The following is an 11,156-nucleotide window of genomic DNA, read 5'->3' as shown; positions in this document are numbered from 1 at the left end:
TTCCGGTGCGTGTGTTGGACCCAAGCGCAACCCAAGCAACTGCGGCACCAATCGGAGCCCAGGCGAGCGAGTAAATCAGGTACACTTAGCAGCATTCGGCCCTACTGCGCAGCTCGCCAAGTAGAAGGTGATTTTCCAAATCGCTTGCGAAAAGCCCGACTAAATGCCTCTTTTGACGTGTACCCTACCTGTTCCGAAATGTTTTCGATCGTCGCGCCAGAGTATCGTAGCAACTTAGCAGAGCGGGCCAAGCGCCACTCTCTGAGATATGCGCCCGGTGCCTGCCCCATCACTTTTTCGAACAGGGTGACAAAGCTTGAGCGGGACATGCCGCAAAGATCGGCCAGCGCCTCTATGTTCCAGTCATGGGCGCAATCTCCGTGCATCGCTGTTATCGCGCGACCGATACGCTCGTCCTGTGCGCTTGCAAGCCAACCAGGGGCTGTTTCGGCGTCACGCGCCCAACGCCGCAAAATCTGAACCAGCATCAGGTCAAGAAGCCGTGACACCATAACATTTGCGCCCGGTTTCTTTCCGCGGGTTTCGTCCACAATGATCTGGCATCCCATCTCGAGCCACTCGATTGGATCTTGTTTCAAATCGCGGATGATGATGACCGGAGGAAGCCCGCTTAGAACACTGTCGGCAAGGTCACCATAGAGCGAAAAGCTGCCCCAAAACCACCGCGTTGCATTGTTGCTGCCAAACTGAAGCCCGTCTGAATTGATGATCTGTTCAATAACTGTGTCAATATGGGTGACTTGGCCACCTTTACCATAGTCAACTTGGTGGACGTGGCCACGCAAAAGAAGCGCCAGTTGGTTTGGGCCAACGATGACGGATTCAGGCTCGCCCGCGATACGAATAACAATTTCACCATGTTCAACAATATGAATGCAGGGCATCGCATTTGGAAAGGTGACAGTCTTCGGACCCTCAGGGGCCATCATCAGGGCTCGTTCCCCGCGCACATGCACGATGTCGAGAACCTCAGACAGAACATCACCATGCTCCGTGAACGCATCCAACATCAGGTTTGGCTTCTCTGCTAAGATTTCAGGTTTTTCTGTCATTCCTCGAATACCCTCCATCGCCTAGCTTAGGTCAAAATTAGGACTATGAGTAGGTATAACATGACCGTAACACCAAATACCACGGCGCGCGAAACCGCCGAGATCGAAACTGCAAACGCCAGTGGAAAGCCGACTGTGGTTTTCATCCATGGTCTTTGGCTTTTGGCGGCATCTTGGAACAATTGGATCGACTTCTTTGAGGAAGCGGGGTTTGCGGCCGTCGCTTTAGACTGGCCGGGCGATCCCGAAACTGTTGCGCAGGCACATGCGAACCCGGGAGTGATGGCAAAAAAATCAATCACTGAAGTTGCTGATCGATGCCAGTCGGTTGTCGCGCAATTGAAAGTCAAACCTATCATAGTTGGGCATTCATTTGGTGGGTTGATAGCACAAATACTGGCGGCACGCGGACTTGCAAAAGCAGCTGTCGCTATTTCGCCCGCCCCCTTTCGCGGGGTCTTGCCGCTTCCATTCTCTGTTCTCAAAGCAACATGGCCGGTTTTGTCCAACCCTGCAAATCGAGGCCGTGCAATTGCCCTGACTTTCAAGCAATTCAAATATGGTTTTGCGAACGCAGTTTCCGACGTCGAGGCGAAATCGCTGCATTCAACTTTCCACGTACCCGCGCCCGGGCTTCCAATATTTCAGGCGGCAACAGCAAATCTCAATCCTTGGACGCAGGCAAAAGTGGACACCCGCTTTGTTGACCGCGGACCTCTGCTGATTGTTGCAGCAGATCAGGATCATACAGTGCCACTATCTATTTCCCGCGCAAGCTTTCGACTGCAGAGCAAGAACACGAGCCCCACCGAAATCGTCGAAATTCAAGGCCGTGGCCATTCTCTGGTCTTTGACAGTGGATGGGAAGACGTCGCCCAAATTGCTTTGGACTTCATATCGCGCAAAGCGAGCTGAATTCGACAAATAGCGTAGGCCCTTCGTCGTTTAAGCAACCGTTCGAATGTTGCGCAGGAATGGTCAAATTGGGCTCTTTGCTGCCGTTCGCCACAATTGCAAGGCTAACAGACTGCGACTTGGGCCGTTAAAGGCCCGCTCAGCGGACAAGGCCGGCCTTGACGGCGGAAAGGTCAGTGACCTTCTTTTTAGGAAACGAACATCATTTCAGCAGAAATTTTCAGCATTCACCGAACTGCATATTCGAGTATCAAACTTGTTATAACTCTCTTAAATTCCGTTGATCCGATGTCTGCCATAAGTTAGCTGTTGGACACTAGATTTATGTGAGTTTTGGAGGTGCAAAGTGCAGATTGATGGTGCGTGTCTTTGTGGGAAAATCACATACGAAGCCGATACCGTTCTGATCTGTCACTGTTCCGATTGTCAGGTAAACTCAGCCTCTGCATATGGCGTTGTAGTTGGTGTAACTGACGGACAATTTCGACTTCTTACGGGGACGCTGAAGGAATATGAAAAGACTGCCGATAGTGGGCGCAAACGACAACTAAGCTTCTGCCCAGAGTGCGGCACAAGAATTCATGCCCGTGCAAAAGGCAATCCAAAAGCGTTTTTTAGGCTGCGTGTGGGCACAATTCGTCAACGTGCAAGCCTAGAGCCCAAAATTCAATATTGGTGCAACTCCGCCTTGCCGCGGACGTCCGATTTGTCAGAGATTTTGCGGCATGACACTCAAAATTGACATGCAATTTGGGTGCTGGAAGAACGGTGCCGGAACATCCGCTTTTCAGTCAAGATTTCACATCAGTAATGCTCTGCTGGTCTTGACCAAATTTAATGGAAAATATCTTGAAGCGTTTTGATTTAGGGCAACACACGAAACAGATCACGACCTCATCTGATGCGGCTCAGGAGTGGTTCAATATTGGGCTAAACTGGTGTTACGGCTTCAATCATGAAGAAGGCGTAAAGTGTTTCCAGCAAGCTCTGAAGCATGATCCTGAATGTGTGATGGCGCATTGGGGCGTGGCCTACGGGTCTGGCCCTTTTTACAACAACACATGGCGGCAATTCAGTAAGGCTGAGGCCGATAAAGCTACAAGATTGTGCCACGATCATGTCCTGCAGGCGCGCGGTTTTGCACATCGGGCCAGCGGCCTGGAGAACTCCTTAATTGAAGCGTTAGCTCAGAGGTTCCAAGAGCCGCGGGGCGTTGACGGTGCAACGTTTGATCGTTGGGATGACGATTATGCCGACGCAATGCGCGGAGTCTATGCCGCCCACACGGGCGACCACGATGTGGCTGCAATTTTCGCCGAAGCGATGATGACGCGCACCGCATGGCAGTTATGGGATACCAAACGCAGCGTACCTGCTGTTGGTTCAGACGTTTTGGAAGCGCTCGAGGTTATTGAGCGTTCGATTGCCATAAAAGACGCCGAAAACGTGCGCCAACACCCTGCCATATCACATCTTCATATCCATGCGACCGAGATGTCCGACACGCCTGAACGGGCAATGCGTTCTGCGGATATTCTTGGGGCGCTTTGCCCTGATGCAGGGCATATGAACCATATGCCGGGCCACACATATGTTCTGTGCGGCGAGTATGAAAAGGCCAAGATTGCCAGCGAAGATGCAATTCGGGCGGACGACATGTATGTTGAGTATGCAGGCGCGTTTAACTTCTACACGACCGCCCGCTGCCACGACCTTCATTTGATGATGTATACTTGTATGTTTTTGGGACAGTTTACGCCCGCGATTGCAGCGGCCAATCAAATGTGCGCCACCCTTAGCAAAGATGTCCTGAGCGTCAAAGATCGCCCGCAACTGGCGATCACAATGGAGGGATATTATTCGATGAAAATGCACGTTCTCGTGCGTTTTGGACGCTGGCAAGAGATTGTCGATACGCCAATGCCAGATGACCCAGTGCTCTATTGCGTGTCTACTGCGATGCATCATTACGCCAAAGGTGTGGCCCATGCTGCGCTTAAGAATTTCGAGGCTGCCGAGGCACAGCGCAGCTGCTTTTATTTGGCCGTGAAACGCATTCCGGCGGAACGCAAGTTTTTCAACAACACAGCCCACGCTATTCTCGCGGTGGGGGAAGAAATGCTGAACGGTGAGTTGGAATACCATAAGGGCAATTTTAACGCTGCATTTGAACATCTACGTAATAGCGTGCATCGCGATGATAATCTTGAATACACTGAGCCTTGGGCATGGATGCATCCGCCCCGTCATGCGCTTGCGGCGTTGCTTTCTGAACAGGGTCATTTTGACGAAGCAGAAGATATGTATCGCACAGATTTAGGTCTAAATGGAAAACTAAAGCGTTGCGCACAACACCCTGATAACGTTTGGGCGTTGCATGGCCTTGTCGAATGCCTGCGTCGGCGCGGCGTTACCGATGAGCTAGCAACGTTTGAAGCAAAGCTCGCCTCTGCGCTTGAGAAAACGGATGTACCAGTGACGTCATCGTGCCTGTGCAGGGCCACGCCACCTGCATCAGGCTATTGCGCCACTTGAACGAAAAGGACGATTTTATGATTGCAAACTTGATGATGTACCAACGACCTGAATTAATCGAGGCACATAATCGTTATTGGCAGTTGATCCGTGCTCATCTGGGTGATGCAGGGATTGATAGCCCCGAAACGTTGTCCCAAGATGCCGAGGAGTTTTACGTTTGGAAGCACCCGCAACTGGTTCTAAGTCAAACGTGTGGTATGCCGTACCGGACGTGGCTGCACGACAAGGTCGAACTCGTTGGAACACCCGATTTTGGGGTTCAGGGATGCCCACCCGGATATTATCGAAGTGCGTTGATCGTCCGTAAGGATGATCCCAGAACGGATATCGCGTCCTTTAAGGATGCGGTATTCGGCTACAATCAGACATTTTCGCAGTCTGGTTATGCGGCGCCCTTCTGGCATATTGAGCCAAGGGGGTTTTGGTTTAAAAACCAGCTGCACACGGAGCAACATCTATTGTCTGCAAAAGCCGTCTCCGATGGGCGTGCTGACATTGCATCTTTGGACGCTGTGTCTTGGCGCAATATCGAGACTTATGAACAATGCGCAGACAGCTTGCGGGTGCTGGAATGGACGTCCCCGACGCCCGGCTTGCCGTTCATCACGGCAAAGGGAAATAACCCCGCTACAATCTTTGGCGCGATCCAAAAAGCTATTTCTGAACTCAGCCCTGGCGATAAATCCAGTCTTGGGATCGAAGGCATCGCGAAAATACCAAAAGAAGAATACTTGAGTATCAGTAACCCACCCCAATAGCGCAGGTTGTACTATGATAAATTTAAATGCATGGTTTTTAGGATGGAGACAAATAGCTGACAAGACAGGTATAAATAGTCGCTAGCTCACCACTAAGCTTCTTTGGCATTAGCGTACGATATTTAATTTATTCTTGTTCTATTGGTGAATGAAATTGGCGGTTCTATGACCCCAAGTTCATAAAATATCTCACATCCCCACAGCACTGCCAGCGATCAACTTGATATGATGCTATATGTCATGCTTAGGCAAGATATCCGCGAAATACAGTCGAATTCAGGCAAAGCGATCGTTCATACGCAGCCCCGCAATTTGCACATTTGGCTCAAACTGGCCCTTCGCCGCAAACGGCCCAAAGCTGCCGTTCCTGCAAGTTCTGGACGCCCCAGCGCAACGTCCCCGAAGCGGGCATTGCAGAAATTGGGCCACAATTTGACACCCCATGGGGCCTGCCATCTATCACCCCAGTCGTAGGTCCGTCTCAACGTTGCTGGTATTCGGAAGTCTATTTGTTTTCATTGGCGCCACGAGGGCATCAGGAAATAGCGTTCTCAATTGTTGCTATATCTTGTTTTGATATCATCGCTTTAAACCCTAAGCATACAATGCCGCTCAATTTGTTGTCGGGTACAGGCGATGTCTCCCAGCGACGCCCCACAACTTGGATTAAGGTATTTTGCCCTTTTAGCGATGTCACAAACCCCTTCGCTCGGATCAAACCAAGATCGTCATCAGCAAGCTTTTTGGCCAATTTTTTGGCGTCTACGGGTTTCTCAAAATTGATAGTCATCATTTCAAGATTGGAAGCCTCGAAGTGCGGAGCAGTTAACGTCTTTAGGACCAAGAAACTGTCAAGAATAACGGACGGAGGGACAATGCTGTGAGTGGTTTCGACCACCCGCGCACCACTGTTTTGCAGGCCAAGCCATTGCTTGGTATCTGAAAGTTGCGTTTCGCTGACCAGATCCGTTTTGTTCAGAACGATAATGTTGGCATCGGCTATCTGTCGAAGAACGGTGTCACTCATATACTTATCACACGCACTGCTTTGTACGGTTTCTGCGTCTGCGACAATCACAATTCCGTCGGTGCGAAAACCCTCAAGCAAGGAGACCGATCCGGCGATAGCACTTGGGATTGCCACACCAGAAGATTCAATCAACACATGATCCGGTTGTGGAACCAGCTTTGCCAATTCTATCAAGGCTCCAGTCAGATCACTGCCAAATGAGCAGCACACACAACCGCCCGCAATTGAGATAATGTCGTCATCCTCAGCCTCGATCAGATCCTCATCAATGGCCAACTCACCAAACTCATTCACCAACACAGCAAGCCGCAGCCCATTTGCATTGCGCAGTAAATGATTGACCATCGTCGTCTTGCCCGACCCCAAATAGCCGCCAATAACTGTTACTGGCAGTTGTTCAGTCACAGTTTAGCAGCCGAGAAAATCCGCCCCCCTTGAACTGTACCCCAAACCCGAACGTCTTTTAGGTTGTCGCCGCCAATTTCGGTTGGATCGTCTTCTAAAACAGCAAAATCAGCTTTTTTACCTACCTCAATTGATCCAACCTCGTCATCCAGATGAAGCGTATATGCTGCGCCCAAAGTGATGGCATACAGCGCCGCCTCGACCCCGATCTTTTCGTGTTCACCTTGCGTACGTCCCGAGGCGGTTAATCGATTTACCGCACTCCATGCCGTAAAGAACGGACCAAGTGGCGTAACTGGTGCGTCCGAATGGATCGCCATCGGAACACCCGTTTCCAAGGCTGTCCTGCACGCATTCATACGCAACGCCCGCTCTGGCCCCACAGTCAGGCGGTAATGTTCGTCCCCCCAATAAAAGTGGTGGTTGGCAAATAAATTAACGCACATGTTCAGTTCTTTCATCTTTCGAAACTGTGCTGCGTCGGCCAATTGACAATGCTGTAGGGTAAATCGGTGATTGGGGCTTGGGACATCTTTCAAAGCAGGTGCTAGGGTTTCGAGGACCATCTCGGTCGCCTCATCCCCGTTGGTGTGCGTATGAATTTGAACTCCGGCAGCCAACGCCAAGCGGTAAAGTTCGGCCAATTGCTCGGGCGCTGTGTACCACAACCCATTTGGCGCACCATTGTGATAGCCCGGCCAACGCATCCGGGCCGAAAACCCTTGGATCGAGCCATCTGCCACCGCTTTGATCCGGCCTAGCCGCAATCTATCGGTGGCGCGGGATTTCAGGCCAACCACCTTGTCGACGGTCTCCTTTGGTGTAGCCCCCATAAAGAGCTGCAATGGAACCACCCGAGCAGGATAATTATCCTCACCAGTGACACGCAACATCGCCTCCACACCGTCATCGTCAAGCCGTGCTGCAAGGTCAGTAATGGTGGTAACACCAGTGCGTACACATAGTTTGGCGAAGTCACGTAAACCCTGTTCGTCGCTGTCCGTCAGGGACCGGTTAAAGCCAACATGCACGCCGACAGGCGTCATGGTATCTGGGCCAAAAAGTTCACCCTTTGGGTAGCCATCAGCGCCCAACGGAATGCCGGGATGATTGATCCCGGTTTTCATCAACCCACCCAATTCCAACGCCTTCGTGTTCACATTCAAGATATGACCGGACGCGTGTAAAACACCAATTGGACGGGTCGTCGAAACCTTATCCAAATCTGCACGGCTGACGCGGGTGTTGTCCATATAAATTGGGTCCAAAGACCAACCAGACAATGGAACGTCGGGATCTTCAATCTGCACTTCGGCTTCTTTCAGGCGATCCAATATCGCCTCAATGGTTTGTAGCCCATCCCAAACCTTGCCGTCCGGGTCGGCGCGATCAAAGAATCCGCAATAGACATACCGCCACAACGTGCCCTCCATCGTATGCGCGTGGCCCTCGACCAGTCCCGGCATTAATACCTTATCAGCGAATGTCTCATCCAGCTTGTACTCACCCCATGTCTCAAGCTCTGCTAGATCTCCAGCTGCAAGGATTTTACCATCACGCACGGCGACATGGGTGACGGTTGGTCGTGCAGGATTCATCGTAATAATCTTGCGGGCAGAGTAGATTGTGGTGTCGACCATGGGGCGCATCCTTTTTAGGTGGCGTAATTAGTGGGCAGTTAGCTAAGATATTCATCAGACTAAGATGCTTTCTTTGATGCGAAAAATAGTTTTTACTGCTGAATAACCACTATTTTTTGTTGGAAGTGACACGCCATGAACTTTACTCTCAAACAGTTGCGATATGTCGAGGCAACAGGACGGCTGGGCTCGATCGCCAATGCAGCGGCCGAATTGAACATTTCACAATCCTCTATCACTGCGGCAATCGGAGCGTTGGAAAGTCAAATCGGGTTTGATCTGTTTGTACGCACACCCGCCAAGGGGATTAGCGTCACACCCGCAGGTAAAGAGACCCTGAGATTGATCCGTGGATTTATTGTTCAAAGCCGTCATTTTGAATCTGAAATGATGTCAGTGGGAGGGGACTCGACTGGCTCTATTCGGGTCTCGTGCTACGCAACTGCTGCGCCTTCGTTTCTGCCGCCAATTCTTAAAAAATTCAGAGCGAGCCACCCCAACACTTCAATCACTCTACTTGAGGGCAACATGGAGGCCACCATGGTCTATTTGGCCAATGGTGAAGCGGATTTGGCTTTTTGTTATGACGAGATGGTTGAGGATAGCCACGATTTCACACCCCTCTTTGATGCGCCACCTTATGTGTTGATCGCGGCAGATGACCCTTTGGCCCAAAATAGTTCAGTCTGCCTTAAAGACCTAGCGGAACGGCCCATGATCATGTTGGATTTGCCCCGCACAAAGGCGTATTTCACTAACATGTTTGAACATTTGGGTATGAAACCAAACATCGTACACTCAACACGGTCCGCAGAAATTGCCCGCGCCTTGGTGTCCGGTGGTCATGGATATTCCTTGCTCAATATTTGCCCTCCAGACTACCGACACAATGACACCCGGTTCCGTGTCTTACCGCTCCGTGACAAGCTGCATGTGCCCACATTTGGAATTGTTACCCTCGCAGGCATCCGGAAACCCAATATTGTTCAGGTGTTCATTGGACAATGCGTCGATCTAGAAACAGAGGGCGCGTTTGACGATATCACCGTGAAATTGCCCAGCCATTCCCCCAAAAAATGATGCAAGGAAACGTATTAAAACTGTTTTGTACCGGAAATGGGCTGGTCTAGGCTTTCCTTATAAAAAGAACAACATCCGATCTATAAGGGAGAAGTTAAGTGAATAAACTCGTCAAAGGCTTGGCGATGGCAACAGCGCTTACAGCGTCTTTTGCCACGTTTGCCACCGCCGAAGAACCAAAAATGGGCGGTACGTTAATCACCGTTCTAGGAACGAACGTCCGCAACCTGAACTCTGCCGTACAATCTGGTATCGTAACAGGTTTTCCAGGAGCACAGCTTTTTGCGTCCCCACTTCGCTATGATGAAAATTGGGAACCTCAGCCATATTTGGCCGAAACATGGGAAGTGTCTGAGGATGGGCTGACCGTCACGCTTAACTTGGTGAAGAACGCCAAGTTCCATGATGGCACGCCACTCACATCTGAGGATGTCGCGTTTTCCGTTGAAGTGATCAAAGCGAACCACCCCTTCAAAGCCATGTTTGCACCGGTGGAAAGCGTTAGCACACCCGACGCGCATACTGCCGTTTTGCATCTGTCTAAACCGCACCCTGCGTTGATGTTGGCGATGTCTGGCCAGTTGATGTCGATCATTCCCAAACATATTTACGGCGACGGTGAAATCAGCGACGTCAAAACTCACCCGCGCAACAACAAAGACGTTGTCGGTTCCGGTCCATTCAAACTGACTGAATTTAAGAACGGTGAGCACGTCATTCTTGAACGTTTTGACGACTTCTTTATCGAGGGGCGTCCGTACCTTGATAAAGTTGTGATGCGGATCATCACGGATCCGGCCGCGCGCGCAATTGCCTATGAAAATGGCGAAATTCACATGGGTGCATTTGAATCGCTGCCACGCATTATCAACCGTTTGAAGAAGGTCGACAGTTTGACCGTGACCGCTGAAGGCTACGGCGCAATTGGTCCTATTGATTGGTTGGCGATGAACACGACCAAAGGTCCACTGGCCGACGTCCGTGTCCGCAAAGCTATTGCTTATGCGGTTGATAAGAACTTCATCCATAAGGCCTTGATGCAAGGTACAGCATCGGACTCCACCTCTGGCATTCATCCAGACAGCCCGTTTTATGCAGCGCAAGAAGGTTATGATGTTGATCTAGAAAAATCAGCGGCACTGCTGGACGAAGCGGGCTTTCCTGTCAAAGACGGCCAGCGGATGACCCTAACGATCGACTTTGGTTGGCCGGGCGTAAAGCCGCAGGTTGAATACGTCAAAGCGGCCTTGAAAAAGGTAAACATCGACGTCCAAGTCCGTGCATCTGCAGACTTTCCAACATGGGCCAAAAAGATGGGCACCATGGACTTTGATATGTCTTGGGACACCGTGTTCAACTGGGGTGACCCAGTGATCGGCGTACACCGTACATACGACAGCACCAACATTGCCAAAGGCGTTTGGTCAAACACACAAGGCTATTCCAACGCCCGTGTGGACGAATTGATGGCGATGGCCGCGGTTGAGACCGATCCAGCAAAGCGCAAGGCGTTATATGGTGAATTCCAGCAAATCATCGCTGATGAACTGCCAGTTTATCATACCAACACAGTGCCATATCACACGGTCTACAACGACAAAGTCGGAAATCCACCTTTAGGTATCTGGGGCTCATCTACCCCCATCGATATGACTTATCTGAAAGAGTAATCGCTTCCTTGTGCGGCTGCTCGATCTGGGTTGCCGCACAATCCTCT

The 11,156-nt window shown here is 50.8% G+C and carries 9 protein-coding genes; 6 read left to right on the top strand and 3 right to left on the bottom strand.

From position 1 onward, the window contains the following. Window positions 1–101: 101 nt before the first annotated feature. Window positions 102–1,073 (bottom strand): AraC family transcriptional regulator, encoded by a 972-nt coding sequence (locus V7775_RS23395; protein WP_335754356.1) that lies wholly within the window; start codon window positions 1,071–1,073, stop codon window positions 102–104. A gap of 60 nt (window positions 1,074–1,133) precedes the next feature. Between V7775_RS23395 and V7775_RS23390 the strand changes: the two genes are divergently transcribed. The 4 genes from V7775_RS23390 to V7775_RS23375 all read left to right on the top strand — a co-directional run bounded on the left by V7775_RS23390 (window position 1,134) and on the right by V7775_RS23375 (window position 5,284). After that, entirely contained in the window at window positions 1,134–1,988 is an 855-nt protein-coding gene (locus V7775_RS23390) for an alpha/beta hydrolase (RefSeq protein ID WP_335754355.1), read from the top strand. A 346-nt stretch (window positions 1,989–2,334) separates the two neighbouring features. Next, the gene (locus V7775_RS23385) at window positions 2,335–2,730 is read left to right on the top strand and encodes a GFA family protein (protein WP_335754354.1); all 396 of its coding nucleotides are present in this window, start codon (window positions 2,335–2,337) and stop codon (window positions 2,728–2,730) included. A 107-nt stretch (window positions 2,731–2,837) separates the two neighbouring features. After that, window positions 2,838–4,523 (top strand): hypothetical protein, encoded by a 1,686-nt coding sequence (locus V7775_RS23380; RefSeq protein WP_335754353.1) that lies wholly within the window; start codon window positions 2,838–2,840, stop codon window positions 4,521–4,523. Window positions 4,524–4,540: 17 nt separating this feature from the next. Beyond that, window positions 4,541–5,284, top strand: coding sequence for a phosphate/phosphite/phosphonate ABC transporter substrate-binding protein (locus V7775_RS23375; protein ID WP_335754352.1), 744 nt, complete (start codon window positions 4,541–4,543; stop codon window positions 5,282–5,284). A gap of 535 nt (window positions 5,285–5,819) precedes the next feature. Here the strand turns inward: V7775_RS23375 and V7775_RS23370 are convergent. Both V7775_RS23370 and V7775_RS23365 read right to left on the bottom strand, forming a co-directional pair. After that, window positions 5,820–6,719 (bottom strand): CobW family GTP-binding protein, encoded by a 900-nt coding sequence (locus tag V7775_RS23370; RefSeq protein WP_335754351.1) that lies wholly within the window; start codon window positions 6,717–6,719, stop codon window positions 5,820–5,822. Continuing rightward, complete coding sequence (locus tag V7775_RS23365) at window positions 6,716–8,359, bottom strand: amidohydrolase (RefSeq protein WP_335754350.1); 1,644 nt, start codon at window positions 8,357–8,359, stop codon at window positions 6,716–6,718. Before V7775_RS23365 ends, V7775_RS23370 begins: the two co-directional genes overlap by 4 nt. A gap of 135 nt (window positions 8,360–8,494) precedes the next feature. Between V7775_RS23365 and V7775_RS23360 the strand changes: the two genes are divergently transcribed. Together V7775_RS23360 and V7775_RS23355 are read left to right on the top strand one after the other, a co-directional pair. Beyond that, window positions 8,495–9,439, top strand: a complete 945-nt coding sequence (locus V7775_RS23360) for a LysR family transcriptional regulator (RefSeq protein WP_335754349.1) — start codon at window positions 8,495–8,497, stop codon at window positions 9,437–9,439. A gap of 98 nt (window positions 9,440–9,537) precedes the next feature. Continuing rightward, window positions 9,538–11,109: an ABC transporter substrate-binding protein gene (locus tag V7775_RS23355; RefSeq protein ID WP_335754348.1), complete on the top strand. Its 1,572-nt coding sequence runs from the start codon at window positions 9,538–9,540 to the stop codon at window positions 11,107–11,109. Window positions 11,110–11,156 lie beyond the last annotated feature (47 nt).

It is taken from the genome of Sulfitobacter sp. (genome assembly GCF_036960155.1).
Classification (GTDB): Bacteria; Pseudomonadota; Alphaproteobacteria; order Rhodobacterales; family Rhodobacteraceae; genus Sulfitobacter.
The sequence above is the reverse complement of the archived record's forward strand: the minus strand, read 5'-3'. Positions and strand labels throughout refer to the sequence as shown.

What these genes read in the sequence shown, in the direction of transcription:
- V7775_RS23375 (WP_335754352.1), top strand. Translation starts at nt 4,541, where the DNA reads ATGATTGCAAACTTGATGATGTACCAACGACCTGAATTAATCGAGGCA.
- V7775_RS23360 (WP_335754349.1), top strand. Translation starts at nt 8,495, where the DNA reads ATGAACTTTACTCTCAAACAGTTGCGATATGTCGAGGCAACAGGACGG.
- V7775_RS23365 (WP_335754350.1), bottom strand. Translation starts at nt 8,359, where the DNA reads ATGGTCGACACCACAATCTACTCTGCCCGCAAGATTATTACGATGAAT.
- V7775_RS23395 (WP_335754356.1), bottom strand. Translation starts at nt 1,073, where the DNA reads ATGACAGAAAAACCTGAAATCTTAGCAGAGAAGCCAAACCTGATGTTG.
- V7775_RS23390 (WP_335754355.1), top strand. Translation starts at nt 1,134, where the DNA reads ATGACCGTAACACCAAATACCACGGCGCGCGAAACCGCCGAGATCGAA.